General features: G+C 63.8%; 20 protein-coding genes, 1 tRNA gene and 4 pseudogenes. 18 read left to right on the forward strand and 7 right to left on the reverse strand.

Annotation, left to right across the window (positions count from 1 at the left end):
* Positions 1-2: 2 nt before the first annotated feature.
* Entirely contained in the window at positions 3-1,013 is a 1,011-nt protein-coding gene (gene tsaD / locus IPK20_20850) for a tRNA (adenosine(37)-N6)-threonylcarbamoyltransferase complex transferase subunit TsaD (GenBank protein MBK8018910.1), read from the reverse strand.
* A 243-nt stretch (positions 1,014-1,256) separates the two neighbouring features.
* On the opposite strand from tsaD, the gene IPK20_20855 reads away from it, so the two are divergent.
* The 5 genes from IPK20_20855 to IPK20_20875 all read left to right on the forward strand — a co-directional run bounded on the left by IPK20_20855 (position 1,257) and on the right by IPK20_20875 (position 6,033).
* Complete coding sequence (locus tag IPK20_20855) at positions 1,257-1,469, forward strand: 30S ribosomal protein S21 (GenBank protein ID MBK8018911.1); 213 nt, start codon at positions 1,257-1,259, stop codon at positions 1,467-1,469.
* 71 nt (positions 1,470-1,540) lie between these two features.
* On the forward strand, positions 1,541-1,993 hold the full coding sequence (locus IPK20_20860; GenBank protein MBK8018912.1) for a GatB/YqeY domain-containing protein: 453 nt from the start codon (positions 1,541-1,543) through the stop codon (positions 1,991-1,993).
* 103 nt (positions 1,994-2,096) lie between these two features.
* On the forward strand, positions 2,097-3,821 hold the full coding sequence (locus IPK20_20865; protein MBK8018913.1) for a DNA primase: 1,725 nt from the start codon (positions 2,097-2,099) through the stop codon (positions 3,819-3,821).
* Between the two features lie 86 nt (positions 3,822-3,907).
* The gene (rpoD, locus tag IPK20_20870; GenBank protein ID MBK8018914.1) at positions 3,908-5,827 is read left to right on the forward strand and encodes an RNA polymerase sigma factor RpoD; all 1,920 of its coding nucleotides are present in this window, start codon (positions 3,908-3,910) and stop codon (positions 5,825-5,827) included.
* Positions 5,828-5,956: 129 nt separating this feature from the next.
* Positions 5,957-6,033, forward strand: a tRNA-Ile gene (locus tag IPK20_20875).
* A gap of 242 nt (positions 6,034-6,275) precedes the next feature.
* Here the strand turns inward: IPK20_20875 and IPK20_20880 are convergent.
* Positions 6,276-9,038: a benzoate-CoA ligase family protein gene (locus tag IPK20_20880; protein MBK8018915.1), complete on the reverse strand. Its 2,763-nt coding sequence runs from the start codon at positions 9,036-9,038 to the stop codon at positions 6,276-6,278.
* Positions 9,039-9,310: 272 nt separating this feature from the next.
* Between IPK20_20880 and IPK20_20885 the strand changes: the two genes are divergently transcribed.
* Genes IPK20_20885 through IPK20_20905 form a run of 5 tightly spaced genes read left to right on the forward strand, consistent with a single transcriptional unit; the run spans position 9,311 to position 12,265 of the window.
* Complete coding sequence (locus IPK20_20885; GenBank protein ID MBK8018916.1) at positions 9,311-9,688, forward strand: helix-turn-helix transcriptional regulator; 378 nt, start codon at positions 9,311-9,313, stop codon at positions 9,686-9,688.
* Complete coding sequence (locus IPK20_20890; GenBank protein MBK8018917.1) at positions 9,685-10,176, forward strand: VOC family protein; 492 nt, start codon at positions 9,685-9,687, stop codon at positions 10,174-10,176. Before IPK20_20885 ends, IPK20_20890 begins: the two co-directional genes overlap by 4 nt.
* Positions 10,177-10,186: 10 nt before the next feature.
* Positions 10,187-10,684 carry an arsenate reductase ArsC gene (locus IPK20_20895; protein ID MBK8018918.1) on the forward strand — a complete coding sequence of 166 codons (498 nt, stop codon included), beginning with the start codon at positions 10,187-10,189 and terminating at the stop codon, positions 10,682-10,684.
* A gap of 1 nt (position 10,685) precedes the next feature.
* Positions 10,686-11,750, forward strand: a complete 1,065-nt coding sequence (gene arsB, locus IPK20_20900; GenBank protein MBK8018919.1) for an ACR3 family arsenite efflux transporter — start codon at positions 10,686-10,688, stop codon at positions 11,748-11,750.
* 44 nt (positions 11,751-11,794) lie between these two features.
* Positions 11,795-12,265 (forward strand): GNAT family N-acetyltransferase, encoded by a 471-nt coding sequence (locus tag IPK20_20905; protein ID MBK8018920.1) that lies wholly within the window; start codon positions 11,795-11,797, stop codon positions 12,263-12,265.
* Between the two features lie 136 nt (positions 12,266-12,401).
* Here the strand turns inward: IPK20_20905 and IPK20_20910 are convergent, their stop codons facing one another.
* A complete protein-coding gene (locus IPK20_20910; GenBank protein MBK8018921.1) occupies positions 12,402-13,106 on the reverse strand; it encodes a choice-of-anchor E domain-containing protein in 705 nt (234 codons plus the stop codon).
* Positions 13,107-13,299: 193 nt separating this feature from the next.
* Positions 13,300-15,462, reverse strand: coding sequence for a hypothetical protein (locus IPK20_20915; GenBank protein MBK8018922.1), 2,163 nt, complete (start codon positions 15,460-15,462; stop codon positions 13,300-13,302).
* Between the two features lie 46 nt (positions 15,463-15,508).
* On the opposite strand from IPK20_20915, the gene IPK20_20920 reads away from it, so the two are divergent.
* Entirely contained in the window at positions 15,509-16,954 is a 1,446-nt protein-coding gene (locus IPK20_20920) for a lipopolysaccharide biosynthesis protein (protein ID MBK8018923.1), read from the forward strand.
* A 30-nt stretch (positions 16,955-16,984) separates the two neighbouring features.
* On the opposite strand, the gene IPK20_20925 is transcribed toward IPK20_20920, so the two are convergent.
* Positions 16,985-18,232, reverse strand: coding sequence for a hypothetical protein (locus IPK20_20925; GenBank protein ID MBK8018924.1), 1,248 nt, complete (start codon positions 18,230-18,232; stop codon positions 16,985-16,987).
* A 207-nt stretch (positions 18,233-18,439) separates the two neighbouring features.
* Positions 18,440-19,054 carry a PEP-CTERM sorting domain-containing protein gene (locus IPK20_20930; protein ID MBK8018925.1) on the reverse strand — a complete coding sequence of 205 codons (615 nt, stop codon included), beginning with the start codon at positions 19,052-19,054 and terminating at the stop codon, positions 18,440-18,442.
* Positions 19,055-19,405: 351 nt separating this feature from the next.
* Here IPK20_20930 and IPK20_20935 point away from each other — a divergent pair, with 351 nt between their 5' ends.
* The 3 genes from IPK20_20935 to IPK20_20945 all read left to right on the forward strand — a co-directional run bounded on the left by IPK20_20935 (position 19,406) and on the right by IPK20_20945 (position 22,102).
* Complete coding sequence (locus IPK20_20935) at positions 19,406-20,629, forward strand: ergothioneine biosynthesis protein EgtB (protein MBK8018926.1); 1,224 nt, start codon at positions 19,406-19,408, stop codon at positions 20,627-20,629.
* Complete coding sequence (gene egtD, locus IPK20_20940; protein MBK8018927.1) at positions 20,626-21,654, forward strand: L-histidine N(alpha)-methyltransferase; 1,029 nt, start codon at positions 20,626-20,628, stop codon at positions 21,652-21,654. Before IPK20_20935 ends, egtD begins: the two co-directional genes overlap by 4 nt.
* A gap of 169 nt (positions 21,655-21,823) precedes the next feature.
* Positions 21,824-22,102 carry an HU family DNA-binding protein gene (locus IPK20_20945; protein ID MBK8018928.1) on the forward strand — a complete coding sequence of 93 codons (279 nt, stop codon included), beginning with the start codon at positions 21,824-21,826 and terminating at the stop codon, positions 22,100-22,102.
* Positions 22,103-22,206: 104 nt separating this feature from the next.
* On the opposite strand, the gene IPK20_20950 is transcribed toward IPK20_20945, so the two are convergent.
* Positions 22,207-23,646: an esterase-like activity of phytase family protein gene (locus tag IPK20_20950; GenBank protein ID MBK8018929.1), complete on the reverse strand. Its 1,440-nt coding sequence runs from the start codon at positions 23,644-23,646 to the stop codon at positions 22,207-22,209.
* Positions 23,647-23,953: 307 nt separating this feature from the next.
* Between IPK20_20950 and IPK20_20955 the strand changes: the two are divergent.
* The 4 pseudogenes from IPK20_20955 to IPK20_20970 all read left to right on the forward strand — a co-directional run bounded on the left by IPK20_20955 (position 23,954) and on the right by IPK20_20970 (position 26,749).
* Positions 23,954-24,829, forward strand: a pseudogene (locus tag IPK20_20955) (CHASE domain-containing protein).
* A gap of 261 nt (positions 24,830-25,090) precedes the next feature.
* Positions 25,091-25,519 (forward strand): annotated as a pseudogene (locus IPK20_20960) (PAS domain S-box protein).
* Positions 25,520-25,852: 333 nt separating this feature from the next.
* Positions 25,853-26,254, forward strand: a pseudogene (locus IPK20_20965) (PAS domain-containing protein).
* Positions 26,231-26,749, forward strand: a pseudogene (locus IPK20_20970) (GAF domain-containing protein). The pseudogenes IPK20_20965 and IPK20_20970 overlap by 24 nt, the downstream one beginning before the upstream one ends.
* Positions 26,750-26,875: the final 126 nt, after the last annotated feature.

A 26,875-nucleotide genomic window follows, 5' to 3' on the forward strand; every position in this document is an offset into this window, starting at 1 on the left:
CCTCATCCCGGGTTGCCGATGGACGAAAGGTCCCAGCGCGGCCGTACGCCGAAAGCGCCGGCCGGATGTCGTGCGGCGAGGCGCATGGCTCCGGCAAAGGCAATCATGGCCCCGTTGTCCGTGCAGAACTCGAGTTCGGGATAGAACACCTCGAGTCCCCGCGTTCTGCACGCTCCGTCCAGGCGTTCCCGCAGTCTCCGGTTGGCACCGACTCCGCCCGCGACGACGAGGCGCCGTGCTCCGCATCGCTCGAGTGCCGCCATGGACTTTGCGCAGAGCACATCCACCGCGGCCTCCTGGAATTCCGCCGCGAGGTCGGCACGGCCTTGATCATCCAGCGCCGCCTGGCGAGATGCGGTCAATACGGCCGTCTTGAGGCCGCTGAAGCTGAAATCGAGATCCTCGGACGTGAGCTTGGGCCGCGGCAAACGGAAGCGACCCGGGTGTCCCGATCCGGCGAGACGGCTCAGCGCCGGTCCTCCCGGGTATCCGAGTCCCAGGATCTTCGCGGACTTGTCGAACGCTTCTCCGGCCGCATCGTCCACCGTTTCGCCCAGCAGGCGATAGCGGCCCACGCCTTCGACCTCCATCAGCTGTGTGTGGCCACCCGACACGAGGAGGGCGACGAACGGAAACGCGGGCGCAGGAGTAGAAAGCAGCGGCGACAGCAGGTGGCCTTCGAGGTGGTGCACGCCGACTGTCGGAATGCCCAGCGCGAAGGCCAAGCCATGGGCGAGTCCGGTTCCGACGAGCAGGGCGCCGGCGAGGCCCGGACCCTCCGTGTAAGCGACGGCATTCAGTTCGGCGATCGGTGTTCCGGATCTGGCAAGAACCTCACGGGTGAGCGGGAGGATCCGGCGTATGTGGTCCCGCGAGGCGAGTTCGGGCACCACCCCGCCATAGGCGGCATGCATGTCGACCTGGGAGTGCAGCGCGTGAGAGAGGAGGCCTCGCGTTGTCGAATACAGGGCGACGCCCGTCTCGTCGCAACTGGATTCGATCCCCAGGACCAGGGATTCCGGGGCCGAAGAGGGAATCGGACTTGCGGGTGGCGAGACGAAGACGGACACGGTGCGGATCGTTCTGGTGGAGCGCGATTGTCGCCGTTCCCGCGCGAGAAGGCACGGGCCGGCACCCCCGAAGGCACAAAAAGTACGTGATCCAGGTTCATTGGCGAACTCTTTTCTGCTATCCTCCCGCCCCTTGTTTTCGGATATCTCCGCCACGACCTGCCGATCCAGAGGAACCTGAACCACATGCCGACCGTACGCGTCAAAGAGAACGAGCCCTTCGAGGTGGCGCTGCGCCGCTTCAAGCGCACCGTGGAAAAGACTGGGCTGCTCACCGAGCTGCGTGCCCGCGAGTTCTACGAGAAGCCCACCGCGGAGCGCAAGCGCAAGCTGGCTGCCGCCATCAAGCGCCATCACAAGCGTCTGCGCAGCCAGGTTCTGCCTCCGAAGCTCTATTGATTCGCGGATTCGTACCGGCCATACAGCCCCGCGCGCACCAGCCGCGGGGTTTTTCGTTTTCAGGAGATCCCATGTCCGAATTGAAGGCTCGCATCACTGAAGACATGAAGAACGCCATGCGCGCGAAGGAAGCCGCGCGCTTGTCGGCCATCCGGCTGCTGCTCGCAGCCATCAAGCAGAGGGAAGTGGACGAGCGAAAGGAACTCACGGACGCGGACATCGTCGCAGTCGTCGACAAGATGATGAAGCAGCGGCGCGACTCCATCGCGCAGTACGAGGTGGCGAAGCGGCAAGACCTCGTCGATGCCGAGCGGTTCGAGCTGACTCTGCTGCAGGACTACATGCCGCAAGGCCTGTCCGACGCCGAGATCGTGAAGGCGATTGCCGATGCGATCGCGGAAACCGGTGCGAGTGGCCCTCAGGACATGGGGAAGGTCATGGGCCTCTTGAAGCCCCGGCTTGCGGGCCGTGCCGACATGAGCGCGGTGTCGCAACAGGTGAAGGCAAAGCTGGCAGGCGCTTGAGCGGCAGGGGGCGCCGGGTGCGGCCCCCTATAATCGGTGCGCAAGGCGGCCATCGCAGCCGCCCCAGCCCTGAAACGAATGACCGGGGAGGCAGCGATCCGCAATGATTCCGCAGTCCTTCATTCAGGACCTGTTGGGTCGCGTCGACATCGTCGACGTCATTGGATCGTCCGTGCAACTCAAACGCGCCGGCGCCAATCTGGCCGCGTGCTGCCCGTTCCACTCCGAGAAATCACCTTCCTTCACGGTCAGTCCGACCAAGCAGTTCTATCACTGCTTCGGGTGCGGAGCGCACGGCACGGCGATCAGTTTCATGATGGAGTACCACGGCATGGGATTCATCGATGCCGTGAAGGACCTGGCTGCGCGTGCCGGCATGGAAGTCCCGGAACAGCAGCGCTCCGACGCCCAGCGCAAGGAAGAGCATCGCGCCGCGGATCTCACGGACGTGATGGCCAAGGCGGCCCGCTTCTACAAGGACCAGCTCAAACGCACGCCCCATGCAGTGGACTACCTCAAGGGGCGCGGACTCACGGGCGAAGTGGCTGCCCGGTACGGGATCGGTTATGCGCCTGATGGATGGCAAGGCCTTGGGGCTGTCTTTGGTGATTACAACGCGCCGGAACTCCTCGAAGGCGGCCTGGTCATCCAGAACGACGAAGGCCGCCGTTACGACCGGTTCCGCGACCGCATCATGTTCCCGATCGTGAACCCGCGTGGCGACATCATCGGTTTCGGCGGGAGGGTGCTGGGCCAGGGCGAACCCAAGTACCTGAACTCTCCGGAAACCCCCATTTTCGAGAAGGGGCGGGAGCTTTACGGGCTGTTCCAGGCCCGGAGGGCCATTCGCCAGGAGAACCTCGTCATCGTCGTAGAGGGTTACATGGACGTCGTCGCGCTTGCTCAGCACGGTGTGGAGAATGCCGTGGCGACGCTCGGTACCGCGACCACGCCGGTGCACGTGCAGAAGCTTCTTCGACAGGCTGACCGGATCGTCTTCTGTTTCGATGGCGATTCCGCAGGGAGAAGGGCCGCGTGGAGGGCGCTCGAGGTGTGTCTTCCTGTGCTGGCCGATGGCAAACAGGCCGGATTCCTGTTTCTTCCGGATCCGGAGGACCCCGACTCCTTTGTGCGGAAGTTCGGCAAACCGGCCTTCGATGCGTTGGTCGGCGACGCGGAGCCTCTCTCGCGCTATCTCATCCGCGAGCTGCGCGGCCGGGTGGACATGGAGACCGCGGAGGGGAAGGCGGCATTCCTCAAGGAGGCAGACGCGCTTGTCAGGCAGATCAGCGCGCCCAATCTCGGTCGGACGATGCGGATTGCCGTGGCCAAAGAAGCGGGCATGCCGATTCCCGAACAGGCGGCTGCTCCCGGCAGGCCGAGACCGTCCGGCAACGGCTCCGCCCCTGTTCCTCGCAGAACTGCCAGTGTCGGACTGGCAGACGGTGTTCTGCTTGCGATCGCCGGCAAGCCGGGGTTGCACGAGATGGCCCGCCAGGCCGGCGACCTGGCGCCTAGAAGCGGGCAGTGGCTCCTGGTGCATGAATTGACCGAGCGAATCGCGGCGGGCGAACTTCTGCCTTCATCCCAGGCGATCTTCCAGTATCTCGAGGACTCCGGGCGTGGAGACTTGGCTGCGTCCCTCCAGCGTACGCTCCTGGAACTGGGCGAAGAGCACGATTTCGAGGCGGAGCTCGCGGGAGTTCTGCAAAGGTTGGAGCAGAAGTTGCGGCGTTCGCGATGGGAGGAGATCGCAAAGACCGCCAAGTCGGTGGGAGAGCTCCCGCCGGAGGCCAGGGACCTCATTTCGGGTGCCGGCCGGTCGTGAAACGGGCTCGAAAGCGCTGAATTCGTCCCCAATTTGGTTATACTTCGAAGCTTTTTCCCCGAAGCACTTATTTTCGGAAGCAGGTCATGGCAAAAGACAAAGAGCGAGATCGGAAGGCTGCAGCGGCTGCCGCAATTGCGGCGACTGTGGAAGCCCAGATGCAGGGCAACGATGCCGAAGCCAGGCGCACCCGGCTCAAGAACCTCATCGTTCTTGGCAAGGAACGGGGGTTTCTGACCTACGCCGAGGTCAACGACCACCTGCCGGACGACATGCTGGACGCCGAACAGATCGAAGGCGTCATCAGCATGATCAACGACATGGGCATCCAGGTGTACGACGAGGCGCCGGACGCCGAGACGTTGCTCATGTCCGAAAGCACCCCGACGACTCCGGACGAAGACGTGGCGGAGGAAGCCGAAGCCGCGGTCTCCACGCTCGATTCGGAATTCGGACGTACCACCGACCCGGTCCGCATGTACATGCGCGAGATGGGTTCGGTCGAGCTGCTCACCCGTGAGGGCGAGATCGAGATCGCCAAGCGGATCGAGGACGGCCTCAAGCACATGATCCAGGCCATCTCGGCTTGTCCGACCACCATCGCGGAGATCCTCAATTTCGCCGAGAAGATCGAAAAGGACGAGCTGCGCGTCGACGAGGTGATCGACGGCCTGCACGATCCGACCGCGGAAGAGCCCATCGCCGAAGAGGCCATGAGCGACGAAGCGCTCGACGAAGAACTGGGCGATGGCGAGGAAGACGAAGAGGGCAGCGCCGTCCAGAGTGCCACCCTGCTGCATCTGCGTACCCAGGCGCTGGAACGTTTCGACCGCATTCGCACGCAGTACAAGAAGATGATGTCCACGCTGCAGCGCCAGGGCTCCAAGAGCAAGCCCTATCTCAAGGCGCAATCGGACATCTCGGCGGAGCTCATGAACATCCGCTTCTCGGCGAAGCAGATCGAAGCGCTCTGCGACAACGTCCGCAGGATGGTGGAAGACGTTCGCAGCTACGAGCGCTCCATCATGGATCTTTGCGTGGACAAGGTTGGCATGCCCCGGCAGTACTTCATCAAGACTTTCCCCGGAAACGAGGAAGACCTGGAATGGGTGCGACGGGAAACGACCGGCAAGAAGAGTTACAGCGAGTCGCTGATCCGTCACGCACCGGCCATCGTCGAGCAGCAGCAGAAGCTCATCGACCTCCAGCGCCGGGTGGGAATCCCGATCAAGGACCTCAAGGACATCGCCAAGCAGATGTCCACGGGCGAAGCCAAGGCACGCCGTGCGAAACGCGAGATGACCGAGGCGAACCTGCGTCTCGTGATCTCCATCGCCAAGAAGTACACGAACCGCGGCCTTCAATTCCTGGACCTCATCCAGGAAGGCAATATCGGTCTGATGAAGGCCGTGGACAAGTTCGAGTACCGCCGTGGCTACAAGTTTTCGACGTACGCCACCTGGTGGATCCGGCAGGCCATCACCCGTTCGATCGCCGATCAGGCGCGCACCATCCGCATCCCGGTGCACATGATCGAGACGATCAACAAGATGAACCGCATCTCGCGGCAGATTCTCCAGGAAACCGGTCTCGAGCCGGATCCGGCGACCTTGGCCGTGAAGATGGAGATGCCCGAGGACAAGATCCGCAAGATCCTGAAGATTTCCAAGGAGCCTATCTCCATGGAAACGCCCATCGGCGATGACGACGATTCGCATCTGGGCGATTTCATCGAAGACCAGGCGACCCTGGCTCCCGTGGAAGCGGCTGTCTATACGAGCCTGCAGGAAGCGACCAAGGAAGTCCTGGACACGCTCACGCCGCGCGAGGCCAAGGTTCTGCGCATGCGCTTCGGCATCGAAATGAACACCGACCACACGCTGGAAGAAGTCGGCAAGCAGTTCGATGTCACGCGGGAGCGCATCCGGCAAATAGAAGCCAAAGCGCTGCGCAAGCTGCGCCATCCCTCGCGATCCGAGCGTCTCCGCAGCTTCCTGGACGGCTGACACTCCCGGTGTGGGTTTCGTGAAGCGAAGCGGCCGGAATGTTCCGGCCGCTTGCTATCGAGTGCTGTGCCTGCGGCGGACTTCGCAAGATGCCCGCCGTCGATGTGTGTGCCGATTCGTCGGCAGGTAGGGCCTGTAGCTCAGTCGGTTAGAGCAGAGGACTCATAATCCTTTGGTCGTGGGTTCGAGTCCCACCGGGCCCACCAATGAAATCCGGAGGTTGTCGGATAGCCTCGGATGCGCTCTCCCCAAGACCTCTCCATCAGGTCCCGATTGCGGTCCCGATTTGTCCGTGGGTCGGTCGTGCCACGCCGCGCCATCGAGATCGTTCTCCTCTCATCTCATTCGGATCGTCAGGCCCTGCCTTCCGGTTCATCGCTTCAGTCCAGTGTCGGCATCGTGCGCTCGCGAACTCGATGGCCGACGATGCATTCACCGGAATCCTTGGTCAATCCGACCATCGCTTCTTCAGCGCCTGCCGGTCGATCTTGCCTGTCCCTGTCTTGGGCAGCTCCGGGAGATAGACGATGCTGCGGGGGTACTTGAACGGAACCAGCCGGGACTTCACGAACGCCTGCAGTTCCGATGTCGTGGTCTCGTCGCCGGGACGATCCCCGCCCAGCACCACCCACGCCGCGAGTGTCATGAGGCGGTTGCCGTCCTCGACTGCGAGCACGGCGCATTCGCGCACGTCGGGATGTTCGGCGAGGCAGCGTTCCACCTCCACGGGCGTGACCCATTGGCCGCTGACCTTCACGAAGTCGTCCGCGCGTCCTTCGAACGTATAGAAGCCGTCGCCATCGACGCTGAAACGATCGCCGGTCCAGATCCAGTCACCGCGCATCGTGTCGGCGGTCTTGTCCGGACGACGCCAGTAGCAGGGGGCCTGCGAGTCGCCACGAACCCAGAGGATCCCGGACTCGCCAGCCGGAACGGGATCTCCCGTCGTGTCGGTGAGTTTGAGCTCATAGCCGGGAACGCGAGCCCCGCTTGCGCCGAGGACCTGCCGCTCCTGCGTATTCGAAAGATAGATATGCAGCACCTCGGTCGAACCGAGCCCCTCGATGATCGCCAGCCCGGTTCGCCGCTGCCATTCGCGGAACATGTCCGCGGACAGCACTTCCGCGGCCGAGATGCACAGCCGCAGGGATCGAACATCACGCGCTTCTCCTCCCGGATGCCCGATCAGCGCGTTGTACAGCGTCGGCAGTCCGAACAGGATCGTCGGCCGGTGGCGCTCCATGACCTGGTATACCGATTCCGCATCCGGACGTCCGGGGTGCAGCACTGCGGTCGCCCCGACGGAGAACGGAAACGTGCATGAATTGCCGAAGCCGTACGCGAAGAAGATCTTCGGGGGAGAGAAGACGACGTCGTCTGCACGGATGCCCAGGACGTGACGCCCGTAGCTCCTATACGTGTACGGAAGATCGTGCTGCAGATGCACCACGCCCTTGGGGCGTCCGGTGGAGCCGGACGAATACATCCACAGAGCCATCTCGTCCCGGTGCGTGTCGCACGCCGCCAGCTCGTCCGGAAAACTGCCTGCCCAGCCGTCGAAGCGATGTACCGTGGTCAGGCCCGGCGCGGGGAGGGCACCATCGCCGACCACGACGACATGCCGCAAGCGTGTCGCGGCCAGGGACGGATCGGCCAGCAGTTCCGCATAGTCGGAATGGACCAGAACCACTTCGGCCTGGCTGTCTGCGACGAAGTAGGCGACCAGATCGGGCGTCGAGAGCGTATTGAGCAGCACCGGCACGAAGCCCGCGCGGATCGCGCCGAAAATGGCCGCCGGGTACTCCGGCGTGTCGGGCAGCAGGCAGATCACCCGGCCGCCCCGGGCGAGCCCGAAGGACGCCAGCCCATTGCCGATTCTCGAGGCGAGCGAGCACAACTGCGCGTACGAGACAGTGCGGTCACCACACAGGATGGCGGTCTTGTCGCCCCGGCCTGCCGCAAGGTTGTCAAAGAGGATCGCGGACGCGTTGTATCGTTCGCCCGTCGTGAATCCGATCTCGACGGCTCCTGCCGTGTCACGTGCCACCGGGTCGGTCACGCCGCGGGACAGCTCGGACGTCGTCAGGGAACGCTTCTCCTCCACGAACGCCATGAACTTCGGCGCCATCCGCGCGAGCCGTGCGTCGTCTATGCGGCCACTGCGGGTCATATAGCTGTACGCCAGTTGCCACGGTTCCCCACGCATCTCGTCCGCGAAACGCTCGTACCAGAACGAGCTTCTGTTCGCAGCCGCCTGCAGCTTTTCCACGACCGGACGCCGATTCCGCTCGTATTCGGCGAGCGCCGCAGGAACATCGTCGCCGGCCACGCCGAACGCCTGGTCGAGCGCGATGGCGTCTTCGAAGGCGAGGCGTGTCCCGGATCCGATGGAGAAGTGCATGGTTCGCAACGCGTCGCCGATGAGCACGGCGTTGCCCGCCGTCCAGCGATCGTTGCGCACGATCGGAAAGTTGCGCCATACCGACTTGTTCGAGACAAGTCGCTGTCCCCCCAGGTCGGCCGCGAACACCTGCGTACAGTAGGCGCGCGACTGCTCGTCGGTCATGCGGTCGAATCCCGCGGCGTGCCAGGTGGCCGCGTCGCACTCCACGAGGAATGTGCTCATTGAGGGGCTGTACCGGTAGTGATGGGCGACGAAGTGCCCATGATCGTTCTCGCGGAACGTCAGCGAGAGGCACTCGTAGGGGTGGCCCACGCCGTACCAGGCGAACTTGTTCGACAGCCAGTCGATCCTGGGTCCGAAGACGTCTGCGTACGTCCTGCGCACGAGCGAATTGAGCCCGTCCGCGCCCACCACGACGTCCGCCGGGCCAAGCTGGTCGAGCGATGCGATCGTGACTCCATACCGGATACGGACTCCGACGCGTTCTGCGAGCGTCTTGAGGAACGTGTTGAGTTCGAGCCGCGCGATGGCAGAAAAGCCGCTGCCGTCGATGTCCACCCGTTCACCCCGGTGGACGATACGCTGCATGGGCCAGCATTCCAGCCTGGGCAGCAGGGCTTCGTGAACCTGTGGCGCGTCGCGTTCGAGAAACGCCAGTCCACCCTCGGAGAACACCACGCCGAACCCGAAAGTCGCATCGGGAAGATTCTGCTCGAACACCTCCACCTGCCACCGGGGATTCCGCTTCTGCGCGAGGTAGGCGAACAACAGGCCGGCAGGACCGGCACCGAGAACGACGGTACGCATGCGGAGCGCTCCGGGAAAGTGGGGTAGCGCGCGAATGCTGCACAACCCTCGTGGGGACGTCCAGTCTCCCCGGTTTCGGTAGCGCCGGACCGTGCCGGGGCACGACCTCCCGATCGCTGTGGCGCTCCTGCCGCAAGCGACCTGCGACCGGCCATTTGCGTCTGACCGGATGGGCGCCGGCAATCGCGGGAGAGATGCCTCTGCGTCCGATTCGACGGTGGCCCTGCAAACGAACCGTTGACACATCCCTATATTTCGATAAATATGGAATCATGGAAACGACACAAGCCGTTGAGGCGCTAGCCGCCCTCGCTCAGGAAACCCGTCTGTCGGTCTTCCGGCTGCTCGTGCAGGCCGGACCCGAAGGAATCGCCGCGGGTGCGATCGGGGAAGCTCTGAGGGCTTCCCCGGCCACACTGTCCTTTCATCTCAAGGAACTTCTGCACGCCGGGCTCGTGGCTTCCCGGCAGGAAGGGCGGTTCGTCTTCTATAGCGCCAACTACGAGCAGATGGCAGCGCTGATGACCTACCTCACGCAGAACTGCTGCAAGGGAATGCCCGGCGAGTGTCTGTCCGTGATGGAAACGGCCATAGGCCAGTGTTGTGCCCCGTCGTCCCGAACCATGACCAAGTCGCGGAGAAAATCATGAAGCGCTTTCACGTTCACGTCGTCGTCGACGATCTCGCCTCCAACGTCCGCTTCTATTCGACCGTGTTCGGAATGCCGCCCACCGTCGAGAAGCCGGACTACGCGAAGTGGATGGTCGAAGACCCGCGCATCAACTTCGCCATCTCGAGCCGCGGCGGCAAGCCCGGTCTCGATCACCTCGGTTTGCAGGTGGACTCCGACGGTGAACTGAAGGAACTCCGCGACCAGGTGGCCCAGGCCGAGATCGCCGCCTTCGATCAGCCACAGGCCCAGTGCTGCTATGCGAGGTCGGACAAGTACTGGATCACGGATCCTCAAGGCATCGCGTGGGAGACCTATCACACGCTGGACCAGGTCGAAGTGTTCGGAAAGGACACGGAAAGGGCGGTGGAATCTGCCGAGTCGGCGGAAAGCCAGGCCTGCTGCGCTCCACGCCCTCAGGTGGTGGCGATGCCGTCGTCCAAGAAGAGCTCCAACTCCTGTTGCTGAGGACGGCGCCATGGCGGAACGCAGATACAACGTGCTCTTTCTCTGCACAGGGAACTCCGCTCGCAGCATTCTGGCGGAGGCCTATCTTCGGTCTGTAGGTGCGGCACGCTTCGAGAGCTTCAGCGCCGGAAGCATGCCCGCAGGACGCGTGAATCCGTTCGCATTGGAACTCCTGGAGAAGAAGGGGCTGCCTACCGGCGATCTTCGAAGCAAGTCGTGGGACGAATTCGCCGCTCCGGGAGCACCTGTGATGGATCTCATCATCACCGTCTGCGACAACGCTGCGGGCGAGGTCTGTCCGGTGTGGCCGGGGCAGCCGATCACGGCGCATTGGGGTGTGGCCGATCCCGCAGCGGTGGAAGGCGACGACCCGGCACGCCGGGCTGCCTTCCTGCAGGCGTATACCGTGTTGGCCCGCCGTATCGACATCCTGACGGGCCTGCGTCTGGAAGCCCTCGATCGCATGGCCGTCGAAAGAAGCGTCAGGCAGATCGCGTCCCAGGTCTGACATGAATTCCCTGGCTCGTCCCGCCGTTTCGGCTCCCGCTCCCATGAACCTGTTCGAGCGCTATCTTTCCGCGTGGGTGGCCCTCTGCATCGTCGCTGGCATTCTGCTCGGACAGGCTTTTCCCGCGATGTTCCAGCTGATCGGCCGCATCGAAGTCGCCCAGGTCAATCTGCCGGTGGGACTCCTCATCTGGGTGATGATCATCCCGATGCTGGCCAGAGTGGACTTCGGTGCGTTGAGTCAGGTCCGCAGGCAATGGCGCGGCATCGGCGTCACCTTGTTCGTGAACTGGGCCATCAAGCCCTTTTCCATGGCGTTGCTCGCGTGGCTGTTCGTTCGCCACGTATTCGCAGCTCAATTGCCGGCAGATCAGATGGACAGCTACGTCGCCGGTCTGATCCTCCTTGCGGCCGCGCCGTGCACGGCCATGGTCTTCGTGTGGAGCCGGCTCACCAACGGAGACCCCATCTTCACGTTGTCGCAGGTCGCTCTGAACGACACGATCATGGTGTTGGGCTTTGCTCCGCTCGTGGGCATGCTCCTGGGCCTTTCGTCCATCACCGTGCCTTGGGAGACGCTCATCGCCTCCGTGGTGCTCTACATCGTGATTCCGGTCGTGGTCGCGCAGATCTGGAGGTACTCCCTCTTGCGTACCGGTGCGGGAAGCTTCGATTCCGCCATGAAGAAGGCAGGGTCCGCATCGATCATGGCCTTGCTGGCCACGCTGGTGCTGCTCTTCGGATTCCAAGGCGAGGCACTGATCCGCCAGCCCGTGGTCATCGCCATCCTGGCCGTTCCCATTCTGCTGCAGGTGGCCTTCACGTCGACGATGGCCTACCTTCTGAATCGCCGGCTCGGCGAGGTCCACAGCATCGCGTGCCCGTCTGCGCTCATCGGGGCCAGCAACTTCTTCGAACTTGCGGTGGCCACGGCGATCAGCCTGTTCGGATTCGAATCCGGCGCGGCGTTGGCCACTGTGGTGGGCGTGCTCATCGAAGTCCCGGTGATGCTTCTTGTCGTGCGCATCGTGAATGCAACGAAGCCGTGGTACGAGGCACGCACTTGATGGGTGAATCGCAGACCTCTGCCATCGACTCGGAGATACATTCCATGAACGGGAACGGTTCGGTTCAACCGGTCGCGAGTCGTCCCGCGACTCCGGCGGACCTTCTCGAAATCCGGCGCCTTCTCTCAGACAGCGATCTGCCCGTGGAGGACATCGAGCAGCACATCGGGAATTTCATCGTCGCGACGCAGGGCGACGTCCTCGTCGGCTGCATCGCGATAGAACCGCTGGGTACCGTGGCGCTGCTGCGATCCCTGTGCGTGCGGCCGGAGTGCCGGAATCGCGGTGTGGCCGCGGAACTGGGAGCGAGGATCGCCGAGCGCGCGGCCCGGGCCGGTGTTCGCCGTCTCTACCTCATGACCACGACGGCCAGTGAGTACTTCGAGCGCGCGGGATTTTCCATCTGTTCCCGAGACGAGATGCCTGCCGAGATCCAAGGCACGCTGCAGTTCAGGGCGCTGTGTCCGGCCACGGCCGTCTGCATGAGAAGGGACCTTCCCGGGTCGAACTCGTAAGGGGGCCGTTGCACGCTGCCGCGGAATTCGCGGCAGCCGATGTCTATCCGGATCGGCCTCGAGCGCGAGTGTTCCGACGCCAACAACGAAAAAGGCACGCCGTGGCGTGCCTTTCGAGGATCTCGTCCCGACAGGTTCAGTGCGGCGTCTTGCGCTTGCGGCGCGCCGTCAATCCGAACGCGAGCGCTGCCACCGATCCCAGCAGGAGCACTCCGGGTTCCGGGATCTGGCCAGTCACGGGCCGGTCGTAGACGTACTCGACCGTCAGCCGGCCCAGGTTCGTCGATTGGCCCCAATTGGCGTGCATCGTGGAAGAGTTGTTGTCGGGCGTGTTGAACACGGACAGGGTAAGCAGAGTGTCGAACGTTCCTGTTCCGATGAAGTGCGCGAGATCGCCCGAAGCGGAGTACACACGGCTGCCGTCGACCGCCTGCGAAACGCTGGCCGTCAGATTTCCGGGGGGGGATGCCGATGCCGAGAACGGACTGCTGAAGAGGTCTCCCAATCCCACCAGGTCGGCCTCCGCTGTACCGTTGATGGTCGCAGTCTCATCGTCGAACTCGCCCGTGTTGCTGGCCAACAAGGTGGATCGCCACCGGAAGATGACCTGCTGGAGAGTCCCGAGTCCGGCGTCGAACTCGTTGAAGGAGTGCAAGGTGGTCGCGGTGTAAGGCTGGACGGCGAACGGATCGACCTGGTTCGTCTGGGCGAGGGAGAAATCGAAGACCTGAGGCGTCGTGGTGATAGGCGCTGCGGTGGCCGACGTGGCCGCGCCGAGAGCGATCAGGACAGTGGCCAGGACCTTGGCCTGCCATTGCATCGAACGGGCTGCATTCAACATGAATACTCCTTCCTTGTTCTCGTTGTTGCTTCGGCGGGACCTGGAATCAGGCCGTTCAAGTCGATCGCGTCGAGACTGCAAGAATCGCACGCACGCGGCCAAGTCATGGATGTGTCGGGGGTTTTTTCATCGACGTTCGAGGACACCGGGCGCGGTGTAAGTGGCCTCGACACTTTGGGGACTGTCGAACCGGCTATTCGGTGGTGGCGCCGGGCAAACGCCGGTACACACGCAGCGTCGGCACCTCCTGATAGACCTCCTCGAACAGCGTGTGGTCGTACTCGCCGAGGAGGAACATCCGGTTGAGGTTGGATTCGTACAACTCGGACGGAAGGACGAATACCCGGATCTTCCGGTCAGATCCGATCACGACCTCCAGCACGAGATCGGAATCGTGAGGAAAGTCGACCCGTTTGACCACGGCTCCATCGTCGATCACGTCGAGCCGACGTATCGTTCGGCCCTGGCTGAACCGGCCGGCGTCCAGATCCACGTTCCCGCCGTCGCAGTCCAGCTGGTGGTTCCTGAAAGCGGAACAGAGCATCGGGAGATACGCCTGCGGGATGCCGGCGCGATTCCGGAGGGAGCGTCCGGCCACGTGGCGGATCGCGTCGGCGGAGCGGAGCATGTCGGAGGAGAACACGACGAACTGATCGGCGCGCGCAGGCTGACCGGGATCGGGTGTCGCCAACGCGTCCAGCAGGTCTTCCCTCGTGGAGAATCGGGTGGCCCGCGCAACGATGCCCTTGTTCCCGATCTTGTCCACCGTCGCCATGACCCTATGCAGCCTGTCCTGGCGGGGCGCTGTCAGAGAGTCCGCAATGAAGTGGGTCTGCGGCGTGTACTGCGCCGAGCCGTCGTGATAGACCGTCCAGCCCGCCACGTGGGAGTAGGCGAATCCTCTGTCCCACCACGTCCAGACACGGGCGCCGGGCGGCATGCGCCCCGCCGCCCGTTTGATCGCGAGAAGGTCCTGGGCCGGTATTGCCGGCACGCTCTGCGGTGTGGCGCGTGCCATCGAGGGCTGCAGCCACAGGAAGAACGCGAGGATTCCCAAGGCCAGGGAAGCCAGGAATTCGGCTGTACCGGGGGTGGCGCTGCCACGCACGCTGGACGCCGAGCCAGTTCCCTTCGCCAGGCGACCGACGAGCGGGCGGACGGCGACCGTGATCAGGTGGCCGAGCCCGAACCCGGCCAGTGGCGCCAGATACATCGAAAAGCGCGCACCGCTCACGAACGTGAAGGCACCCATGGCGAGGATGGGCAACAGTGGAACGCTGTCGCGCCATCGCCTCGTTGCCCACACGGCGAAACCCACAAGGCCGAGGGTTCCCGGGAACCCATGGCCCAGGACCATTTCCATCGCCGCCAAGCCCCGTGCACCACGCTGCTCGCCGACGGTCTCCATTACGTTGGGGAAAAGGGCATCCACCATGGATGCGCCGTCGGGTGTGGCACTTCGGCTGAAGTACCGGCCGAGCAGGTTGGCAGCGTTGTCAACGCACAGGGCCAGCTGCACCGGATGGCTGAATGCCACGCACAAGAGCACCGCCAAGGCAGTTTCCCGCCAGCCCCGGCGCTGCAACAGCAGCCACGAAACCAGCGCGGTCCAGTACAAGGCCGATATCGCGGCCTTCTCGTACCAGCGGAAATACAGATAGAGGACAAGGCCCAGTACGGCAGAAGTGAGCCATACCCGCGAAGAGCGCGCAGACCGGTCGATGCTCAGGATCGCGAGTGAGGCAAGCCACGGAAAGAAGAGATTGAGGCAGTCCGTATCGACGAACCCCAGCTGCGTGCGGGACAGATAGACCGGGGCGAAAGCACCCGTGAGTGCGGCCAGCAGGCCGGCGGCGGGCTCTCCGATCTTCCACGCGTAGACAAACAGCGGAAGCACGAACAGGCTCGCAAGCACCGGTGTGAGCAGAAGACCGGCCCGTTCGGTGCTGCCCGCGAACGGAATGGCTGCGACGATCAGGCCCGCCAGCAAGGGCATTTGTCGTGGAGTTCTCTGCGGTTCCCAGTCCAACGGGGCGGCGGCCGGAAGATACTCCGATGCGTCGCGCGGCCGTTGCAGTCTCTGGTAGTGCCGAAGCGGATCATCGGCATGCGGCACGAACGTCCCGTCGTGCGTGCTCCTGGCAAGACGCAAGGAGTAGTACGCGTCCGGTGTCGTCATCACGGGGACGCCGTGCGCGAAGTACGCTTCGGGCTCCGCCCGCCAGCGGTCGAGCGATTCGAAGCGTTCATGAACGGCGTAGCCGGCGGCCAGTATTGCCAGCGCGAGACCGAAAAGGAATAGTAGAGACCACGGGCGCTCGCTCCCCGCCGTTGCCTTGCGGTCGTCTCGTGTCATCACTGCGTCCTCGTCAGCCGTACTTTGATCAGACCTTTCCTGGCTCATGCCGAACGGAATTCCCCACGAACCCCGGTTCTTCCGCCACGTCGGTCTGCTCGCCGGCGCATCGGCCATCGGTCCGCTGGTAGCGTTCGCGGCCTATCCCTTTCTCACCCGTATCTTCGACCCGGGCCAGTTCGGTGTCCTCGGCCTCTTCGAGGCCGTGTTGGCCATCTCGCTTTCTTTCTGCACCTTGCGCTATCACCTTGCGATTCCGGTTGCCGACGACGATCTCGATGCCGCATCCCTGGTGGCGGTGTCGATTGCTTCCTCCGGAGCAGTCGCGGTGCTGCTCGCGATCGTACTGCACTGGACGCAGGACTTCGCGGTTTCGAATCTTCGGCTCTCGTCCATCCGCCATCTGACCTGGCTCCTGCCCGTCGCCACGTTCGCCAGCGGCTCTGCGCTCGCGCTTGCCGGGTGGCACACGCGCCGCCGCGCATTTGCACGCATTGCCGCGAGCCGGATCTGCCAGGGCCTGGTCCAGGTGTCGGTTCAGACGGCAGTGGGCCTGATGGGCATGTTGCAGTCGGGCCTCGCACTTGGGTTGGTGGCTGCACGCGTGGCCGCAGGACTGGTTCTTTGCGGGCGAACGGATCTCGGACCGCCGATGCGCCGGGTGTCGTGGCCGAATCTCGTCGCTGCGACGAAGAGACACCGGCGGCTGCCGCTGATCTCTTCCTGGTCGGCCATCATCAACATCCTCGGTCAGCAACTGTCCGTGCTTATCGTCGGCGCGTCGTTCGGGGTCGATGCCGTCGGCTTCTACAGTCTTGCCTTCCTCGTGACCGTGGGCCCGGCGCATCTCGTGTCGCAGGCCATCGAGCAGTCGTTCGTCGCACGAATGCGCGATGCAGAGCGTGAGGGCCGCACTGCCGCCCTGGCGTATTCCGTGTACCGATCGCTCGTGCGCATGGGGACGGTTCCTGCCATCGTGTTCGCCGCCCTTGCCCCCGACTTGTTTTCAGTGGCATTCGGTCAAACGTGGTCCCTCGCAGGCGAGTTCGCACGCTGGCTCGTTCCCTCCGTCCTCGCGGCGATCGTCGGATCGCATCTCCCGTCGCTTGTCGTGCTTCGGCACTGGCAGCGTGCCGAGCTTGTCTTCAACGTGGCGCTGGCCTCCTCGCGGTGTGTCGCGCTTCTATGGGCGGGAAACGCGGTCGGCCCGTTCGCGGGCGTGCTCGCCTACGGCGTTACGGGAGCCATCCTGACATTGGGTTACTCGGCATCGCTGATCGTCGCCGAAGGGGCACGCATTCGAGACGTCGCGGTTCCGCTCTTGAAGGAGACCGTCTCGGGTCTGGCGATCGGGGGGGGTTTGCTGGGCGTCCGTGCGGTGCTGGGAGACGCGGGCTCATCGACGGCATGCGCCATCGGTCTCGTCGTGGTCGCGCTGCATCTTGCGCTGGCCATTCCGAGAAGGGCCTCCGTGGCAGCGATGCCTGGTTGAGGCCGAGTTCCGTCCGCCGCAACCCTCCCTTCAGTCCACCGCGAACAGATCGTCCCACTTGCCGGTCGCCAGCTCGGCGTCGACGCTCTCCCCGATCTTCCGCAGCGAATCCTGGCACCGCACCCATGGCGGCGTCTTGGGTTGTGGAGAGAACAGACCCACGTGATCCCCCTGCACCGAGAGCGCGATGACGTGATCGCACCCGGGCAAGGTGAACGTGTCTCCGCTGGTCTTCCGCGGATCTATCCAGTCGGGTGCGACCTTCGCGCCCATCCTTTCCATCAGGTGATTCCGCAGCGCTTCGCCCAGTTCGGGGCGGCTTTGCGGCACGCGGTACTCGATCCGGTCGCCAAAGTTCACGAAGCGGCCTTTCCAGGGCAGCTGTTTCACCGCCTTTCTCGGCACGAGCTTCTCGTGTCCGTCGGACTCCCGGCGCCATTCGAAATAGTGGGCGATCCACGCGGCATCGATGTCCTGGTGGTCCGCGTAGCGGCTCGTCCGTCGATGGATGGGCACCGCGTAGGCATTGCCCGTCGGAATGTCCACCACCACGAGCGCGTCGTAGGGGGCGCCGGCACCATCATCGTCGCGGCCCGTGGCCGGTGCCACGAACTGGGTCTGGCCCGGCGAGAACGCGCGAGCCTGGATGCCCCCGGCGTTGAGTTCCGCCGGCCGGTTCGGATTGTCCGAGACCCAGGGCCGGACCGGATATGCGGTGAGCGTCTTGATGTCCAGAACGGTATGGTAGGAAAGCCTGAGCCACCGTCCCCCCTGAAGCACCGTGCCATCGTCAGCCCCCACCTTCTCGATCCCATAGGCGCGGACCGGTCCCGGCTGCCCGCCCGCGGCATCGAGCCACTGCATCTCCGCCATGTTGGTGCTGGGAGTGCCGAACGAGCGCACCGAAAGATCGTTGCCCGTGGCGGTCAGCAGATGAAAGTCGGTGGTGGAAACGATCAGGGACGGCTCCGGTGCGTCCATCACCCGCAGCACGCGCCAGAACCTCGATCCCACGCCCGGTACCGAAACTTCCTTGCCACCGAAGCGCACGCCGAACGCAGTGACTTCCATGGTGGTGAAGGGATTGCCGCTGTTGTTGGGGAACGCACCGGAAGAAATGCGTTTTCCGGTGGCGACGATCTCGAAGGGACCGTGCGCGAACGTCTCGGTGGTGAGCGGCTCGGACCGCTGTCCGACACCGCATCCGGAGACGAGGGCAACGACTGCTGACAGTGCCCAGCGCAGAAGGGAGGGCACGCGGTGCCGGAGGCTGGTCATGGCTGGCGGCATTGGAACGAGTTTTGGGAAGCGCAGCCCGCATCGTAGTGCAAGCTCCGCTTCACGCCACTTGTCGGACTCCTGCCTGACTCCCGGTTGTCGCGGCACGAGTGACCGCCCGGGTGGACCCGGGCAGGGAAGTCAGATGCTCTTGCAGCGACTGCCGGTCTCGCGCCCCGGGGGCGCTGCCGGCAGCGGAACTGGAACTCAGCGGCGGGCGGAGCGCTTCGACACGCCGAAGCCTGCAAGCACGGCGGCAGCAAGAAGCGCGAGGGGACCTGGCTCGGGCACGCGCTGTGGCACGTCGCCGGTGATCGTCAGCAGCAGCCGGGAAGGTGCGTTCAATGTGAGGTCCGTGCTGTACCCCGCGCTGGCGAAGTTGGTGAAGGCGCCGATGCTCACCGTCAGCGAACCGTCCATCAGCCAGCCTCGGACCGACTGCGAATCCGGCAGACCGAGGTTGAGCGCGAGGTCGGGCGCGGCCGCGTTGATCGATGCGAGCGCGAGCCTTCCGGGACCGTCTTCACGTATCACCCCGATTTCCAGTCCGGGAATTCCGCCGCCGTCGTTGGTGGGAAACAGGGCCGCGTTGGTGAAGTCTTCGTCGTCTGTCGAGAAAGTGAACTTGATGCCGGTGATCTGACTTGCATTCGTGAAGGGAAACGCGGGTGCCCAGGCCGGTGCCGTGTACGTCCCCTGGCTGAACGTGCCGAACGGCTGCACCGACTGGAAGTCGAGGGTTTGCGTGACGGTGACGGGAACTGCGGCGGCAGGCAGGGCGATTGCAAGACCGAGAAGGGCGGTGAAGGCGATGGATCGCATGAAGGCTCCTGGATTCTTCTTTTCCGATCAGAGCGGCCGTCCTTGGGCGGCGGCCGTGGGCGCGTCAAGTCCCTGCAAGATCCGGGCGAATTCCGCGATGCACTGATTCGTCGAGCTTTTTGTACATTGAGCCGATCGGATGTAAACCCGCTCGACGGTTTCGAGTGCTTTTGAGCCCAGGCCGACGAACCCTCGACCGCCGGCAGCGTCACAGCATTCGGGTTGTGTTCCCCGCATGCAGATCGGACGCAGCCGCCCATTGGCCGGCCGCAGACGCAGTCCCGGCGCCATGCCGGCACACCGACTGCCCCTGGCCGACCTCCACCGCGCCAAGACCGAAAGGGTTGGGTCATGAACGCACCACATTTTCGTCGTCCGTCCCTTCTCGAGCGTTACCGCACCGTGCGCAAACGCACCGAGTCGCTCTGCGCACCGCTAGCGACGGAAGATCATGTCCCGCAGCCTGTGCCCGACGTCAGTCCGCCCAAATGGCATCTGGGCCACGTCACCTGGTTCTTCGAGACGTTCGTGCTCTGTCCCCATCTACAGGGGTACGAGGTGTTCGACGAACGCTATGGTTTTCTCTTCAACAGCTACTACGACACGGTGGGCGACCGCGTTCCGCGGGCGCGTCGCGGCACGTTGAGCCGCCCGACCGTGACGGAGATCATGAACTATCGTGCTCACGTGGACGCCGCCATGGAAGTGCTCCTGGGCCATCCGTGCGAAGAATCCGCCGCCACGTTGTGCGAACTGGGTCTGCAGCACGAACAGCAGCATCAGGAACTGCTTGTCACGGACATCAAGGCCATTCTCGCGTGCAATCCCCTCGCCCCTTCCTACGATCCCGATTCCCTGGGAGAACTGGACGTGGAAGGGGAACACGCGGTCGAGTCCGGCGAGTCCCGCTGGGTCGCCTGGCCGGGAGGGACGTGCGCCATCGGCGACAACGGCGCCTCCTTTGCCTTCGACAACGAACGTCCGCGGCACGAGACCATCGTTCCGCCGGTCGAACTGCGAACAGCGCTCGTGACCAACGGGGAGTACCTCGAGTTCATCGCGGACGGCGGCTACCAGCGCTTCGAGTTCTGGCATGCGGAAGGGTGGGACTGGGTGAGAACCAATGGCGTGCGAGCGCCGGACTACTGGGTGATCGACACTTCCGGAGCGTCGCGCCGGGATCACTACACGCTGGCAGGCATCCGACTCGTGGATCCGCTCGCGCCGTTGACTCACGTGAACTACTACGAAGCGAGTGCTTTCTGCCAATGGGCAGGGTGGCGCCTGCCCACCGAGTTCGAATGGGAGGCGCTCGCATCCCTCCTGCCTTGGGGAAGACGGTGGGAATGGACCGCAAGCGCGTATCTGCCCTATCCCGGTTTCTCCAAGGCCCCGGGGGCCGTGGGCGAGTACAACGGAAAATTCATGGTGAATCAGATGACGCTGCGGGGAGCCTCCTTCGCCACCCCTCCCGGTCACGCGAGAAGCACCTACCGGAATTTCTTCCATCCCCACTTGCGTTGGCAGTACACGGGCATTCGCCCTGCCCGCGATCCCGGAGCGGCAAGCCGATGAACGCGCCCGACGGACGCGACGAACTGTTCTCCGTCGCTACGGGTCAGGCTTCCGGCCCCGCATGCGACGAATCGCTTGCACGGCACGTGGCCGAAGGATTGAGCGCCCGGCAGAAATGGCTGTCCTCGGTGTACTTCTACGACGATCAGGGATCGCGCCTGTTCCAGCGCATCTCCACGTTGCCCGAGTACTACCTCACGCGAGTGGAGCGCGAAATTCTCGAGACCCAGGCCAGCCGGATCGCGCAGGTTCTGGCGGAAGGCAACGCGCCTGTCGACCTGGTGGAACTCGGCAGCGGCGATGGCGCCAAGACATTGCTGCTATGCCGTGCTCTCATGGCATGCGCGCCGGATCTCGAGTTTCATCCGATCGACGTGTCGCAACTGGCGCTGACCGAGCTGCAACTGCGCTTCGCGGCTGAACTGCCGGGCCTTGCCGTGGTGCCTCTTTGCGCAGACTACTTCGCGCAGTGGCCTGCGTTGCGCACCGGCCATCGTGCGGTCGTGGCGCTGCTGGGCAGCAACATGGGAAATATGACAGATGACCGCGCCGTGGCATTGCTGCGGCGGATTCGTTCGAAGCTCTCCCGCGGTGACTTGCTGATGCTGGGACTGGATCTGCAGAAGGACCCTCGCATCGTCCACGCCGCGTATGCCGACAGCGCCGGCGTGACCGCGCGATTCAATCTCAATCTGCTCGCCCGGCTGAATCGTGAACTGGACATGGACTTCGATCTCGCGCAGTTCGATCACTACGCGACCTACTCGCCGCTCGACGGCGCAGCGCGCAGCTTTCTCGTGAGCGCGAGACGGCAGACGGTCGCGAGCGCACGGCTGAGAACAGAGTTTCGCTTCGAGGCGGGGGAGTCGATCTACACGGAGCAATCGCAAAAATACACCGTCGAGATGATCGACGACCTCGCCGGACGCGCCGGCTTTCGGCTGCACGAGACGTTCACCGATCATCGCGACTGGTACTGCATCGCCGTTCTCGATGCGGGGGCGGGCAACCCGTCACGGCCTTGAGACACGAACGCTTGCGGATCACTTCGAATCGGTGTCCTGACCGTTTGCGAAGCGAAGGTGGCGTTCCGGGCCATGCAATCCGGGTATGTTGCCGTTTCAGCCCTTTATTTCACTCGTTGTTTTGGGTAGCCTTCAAACTTTGTCGGCAACAAAAGAAGGAGCTACAGAGTTGAACAAGGGTGAATTGATCGAAGCGCTGGCCACGGAAAACGATATGTCCGTGAGTCAATCCCGTCGTTATCTCGAATCGATGCTGGATCTGATCGAGAAGAAGATCAAGAAAGGCGAGGACGTCAACATCACCGGCTTCGGCAAGTTCGAAGTCGTGAAGCGCGCCGGCCGCAAGGGCCGCAATCCCGCCACCGGTGAAGCCATCAAGGTCCCTGCCCGCAAGGTGCCGAAGTTCACGGCTGGTGTCGCTCTCAAGCGCTCCATCAGCGGCAAGTAATCGACCCGATCCCATCGGGCACGAAGTCTCCGGCGTGGCAGCGCCGGAGATGAAGAAAAGGCCGCGCAAGGCGGCCTTTCGACAAGCGGTTCTGCCGTTCCGGATCAATTGCGCGAACGGCGTTTCGACCAGACTCCCAGCAGCCCGAGCCCGGCCAGGAAGAGCGCGTACGTCTCCGGTTCGGGCACCGGTGCGGTGTACATGGCGAGATCTGCAGCACTTGCCTTGTAGGCATGCAGCACACCCGGCAGAAGCTTGTAGGTTCCGTCGCCCGGAACGCTCGAAGCTGCTCCCGTGCATCCCGTCGTCTCTCCGAGAGGGCACTGGATCGACGAGTCAAACGGATCGTCGTCACCGAAGCGGAAGTAAACGTCGAACTGGTCGTTCGTACTGAGGTCCTGGGTGACGCTGTAGTCGTTGTCCGTTCCGGCCAGGATGAGGTAGCTGCCATCGGCCAGCTTGGGACCGATCGCCAGGCCTTCCCATTTCTCGGGAGACTTGCCCCCCAGTTCCGCCAACGTGTTCGCGTCAAGGTCGATGAACTTCGAGACCTTGGTCACCGCATCCACTCCGGCTGGCAGGGTCGTGCCGGAAGCAGGAAGGGCAATCGACGTGACGTCGTCTGCATTGGCAATGTCGATCAGATAGACCGCCTTGTCCGCCGTTGCCAGGGCGGCACCCACGCCGACGCCGCGGTTGTTGCGTTCCAGGACCAGGAACTGCGTGTCGTCGAGCGCCACCAGCGACGAGATGCCCTGACCCTGTCCCGTCCTGTCCATCTGGTAGGCGTATTGCGCCACCGCCTCGCCCGAGTCCGAAGCCGTGTCGAACTTGACGATGCGTGCGAACGAACCCGTCTGAGCAGCACCGCCTTCGTCCAGCGTGGGGCTCTGCAGCATGGCATAGACGTACTTGCCGTCGGCGCTCACCGGAAGGCCCTCGAATCCGCGGTTGGTTCTCTTGCCGGCGTTGTTGCCCGCATCGGAAGCATAGTTCGCCGTCCCCGTCCCGGAGTTTCTCGGAACCAGATTGGACGGCGTCGTGTACTTCTTGACCAGTGCTCCGGCACGGTCGAATTCGTACAACGACGGACCGTACTCGTCGGACACGAAGAAGTTGCCATTCAACGGATTGACCACGAATCCCTCGGGATCGAACGCGTTGCCCAGCACGTTGGTCGGCGACGGTGCGATCCCGTTCATGGAACTGCCGCCAGCGCTGAAGACGATGGTCTGCGTGATGCGAAAGTTGGAAATCGCGCCCGTCGCGTGATCGATGTCGATCGCAAACTTCTGGACACGCGTGTCGTAGTTCAGCGTGCCGCCGCCGGGGCCGCGGTCGGAAAGACCCCACCACTCGTTCCGGTTCGGGTCGTAGTAGATGTCGGAAAAGAAGCCGACCCGGCCGTCGTTGACCGACGTGCCGCCGCTCAAGTCGAGCGAATTTCCAGGGATCGTGATGCCATTGACGAAGGTCGGTGCGGCATGGGCCGTCGAAACGGCCAGAGCGCAGAGCGTGGCTGCGACCAGGGGGTGGACTTTCATGGGATCTCCTTCGATGTTGTTTCAGAGGCGGCTCGCGCTCGCGGACTGTCCATCGAAGCAGGTGCCAGGCGCGCGGAGGTCGAGCGGATGCCGGGCAGATAGCCAAGCCTCGGAGGCAGGCACGAGAACTGTGCCGTCTTCCGGCCGGGAATTGCCCGACCCCCGACGGTATTCCGGCCTTGTGACCGGAACATGACGCCGCCGGGGTCTTGCGCTCGCTTGGCAAGCGCAGCCCTGGCACATCGGGCGGGTCGACGATGGGACCCTTCTCGCCCCGGCCGCAACGACGGACTCCCGTGGCGCATGCATGCGAACGGAACGTCATGCTCAAGACGGGCATGGCGCTGCCGTTACGTCCGCTGTCTTCCTTCGCGTCGGCCACGAGCCGGCCATGACCTTGCCCGCTCCCGCCACATCCCAGAGTGCCGACCCCCTTTCCGGAAAGGGCAAGCGGATTCCCGTCCTGCTCCTGGCCTCATGCCTCGGGCTGCTGGTCTGGTGGTGGCACACGTCCAACGAAAGCTTCGAGCGCGCCGTGGGCGCCCGTCTGGAGGAACGTGCCGACGAAGCCGTGCGTCGCGTGGAAGAACGTGCACGGGCATACGAAGCATTCCTCACCAGCGTCGCGGAATTCATCGCGCTGTCACCCGAGGTCACGGTCGCCGATTGGCGCCACTACGTCAGCCGGTTCGACATGCACAAGCACTACCCCGGCACGGACATCGTCGGGCTGCTGCGTGCCGTGCGGCCCGGTGAAGAGGATTCGCACATCGCCTGGATGCGCGCCCAGGGTCATCTGGACTATCACATCGAACCGCGCGGCCGGCGGGAACTGTACGGTCCGGTCGTGCTCACGGAGCCCATGGAGTCGGTGCCCGAATCATTGTTCGGCCGCGACCTCCTCGCGATCGAGACGAGGCGGCGGGCGCTGATCGAGGCCATGCGGCAAGGCGATGTCAGGGCCACCGTGCCGGTCGCTCTTCTCACCGATTCGAATCCACGCACCGATCCCGGCCATCTCATCGTGGCCCCGGTGTACCGGAAGGGCCAGCCCATCGACACGGTGGCCGAGCGAGAATCCGCGATCGTCGGCTGGGTGTACCTGGCGCATCACATCGACGACGTGCTGGAAGCCGTTCTGGGCAAACCGCAGGAAGGTCTCAAGGTCGTGGTTCGCGACGCGAAGGGCTGGCCGAAGAGCCCGCTTTTCGTCAACGACGGGCTGCGCAATGATCGCATCGTGGCCAAGGCCGCCCGCGAAGTCCGGATTGGCGGCCAGTCCTGGACGATCGAATTGCAGGCCGGTTCGTCGATCGTGGCCGGCAATGCGAGTCTGGAGCGCAACGCGGCACTGATCGTCGGGATCATCGCCAGTTTCGGACTCTTCGGTTTCCTTCTGTCTCTGGCACGGCGCAACGAGTGGGCGGTACAACTAGCGCAGACCATGACGGAAGACCTGCGCGACCGGTCCGAACAGCTCCAGCGGGCCGCGGTGGAAAGCGAGCGGGCGCGCGAATTTCTCAACGCCATTCTCGACGCCCTGCCGGTCAACGTCTTCGTCAAGGACGAACACAGCCGCTTCGTCACGGTCAACAAGGCGACCGTCGGCTACACGGGTTACAGCCGGGAAGAGATACTTGGCAAGGGTGACGTCGAGGTCTTCGGGCCGGACCTTGCTGCCAAGTTCCGCCACGAGGATGCTGTCTTGCTCTCGGGACAGCCATTCGAGCCCGAGGAACTGCCCGTTCCCACGATTCGCGGAAGCGATGCGTGGATCCGAAATAGCAAGCATCTGATCGCCTTGTCCGACGGCAGCCGCTATGTGGTGTCGTTCGCCTTCGACATCACCGACCGGAAGAACGCCGAGACGGCCGTGTTGAGGTCACGTCAGTTCTTCGAGAAGATCCTCGACCGTCTGCCGAACCCGGTATTCGTGAGAGATTCGGAGAACCGCTGGTATCTCATGAATCGTGCTTTCTGCGAGTTCACGGGGTTGGATCGCTCCCGGGTCGTCGGCACGCCGACCGACGTGGGTGCCGGCTCGCAGTTGCCGGAGCGGGATCTGGCGGAGGACAGGGCCTGCCTGGCAGGCGAGGACATCTACCTGGAAGACAAGCTGCAGGACAGACAGGGAAATACCTGCTGGGTCCTCAAGAGCAAGCTGCGCGTCGATCTTCCCGACGGAAGCCCCGCAGTCCTGGGCGTGATGACGGACGTCACACGCATGAAGCAAGCGGAACGGGAAGCATCGCGGCAGAAGGAATTCCTGCACGCCATCGTCGAGGCGATCCCGAACCCGCTGTTCGTGAAGGACCGGCAGCACCGGTTCGTCCTGAGCAACTCGGCATCCAACGCACTCATCGGAATGGACGGCGAGGAACCGATCGGAACCATCGGCCGCTATCTCGAGGAGAACCCCGAACAGCGCTCCGCGCACTTCGCCGAAGACGACCTCGTCTTCGCCAGCGGCGCGGCCCATCATTTCGAGGATCGCCGTGTCCTTCCCGGAGGACAGGAAGTCACCTGGTACAAGAGCAAGCGGGCGGTGACCTTACCCGACGGAAGTCGGTATCTCGTCAGCCTCATGACGGATGTCAGCCGGCTGAAGGAGGTGCAGAAGGCGCTTGCCACCAACGAGAGCAGGCTCCAGCTGGTGAATGCGATCGCCGGAGCGATTGCCAGGGACGACTCCCTCGACACCGTGCTGCAGACGACTGTCGATCAGCTCTGCAGAACGTTCCCCTTCGGCCAGGCCACCTTCGTGTGGCTGGACGACTCGGGCGACAAGCCGGTATTCGCGGCGCCGGCCGGGCGTCCGGCGGCAACGGACAAGGCTTACGCCGCGGCATGGAACCAGCCCGACCCCCTGTCTGTCGTGACGGGCAGCGACTGTTTCGCTTCCGACGATCTGGCGAACGCCTCTGCGAACGTGACGCTGCCGCCCGAGACTTTCTTCGATTCGCGGTCGCTCGTCGTGGTGCCGGTGAGACACAACGGCGATCCGATCGGGCTGCTCATCATCGAAGCGCCTGTTCCCCATGGCTGGACGCGGCAGGAGAAGCAGGCCATAGGCGAAGTCGGCGACTACCTGACTCTGGCGATCCGCCAGACGCATACCGAAGAGGAACGCCAGCGCACGGAGCAGGCGCTCAAGGACAGGGAATTGCGGCTGCAGATGGTCAACACGGTGTCAGGGCGGATCACCGCGGGCGATCATGTGTACAACGTC

The organism is Betaproteobacteria bacterium (assembly GCA_016713305.1).
Classification (GTDB): domain Bacteria; phylum Pseudomonadota; class Gammaproteobacteria; order Burkholderiales.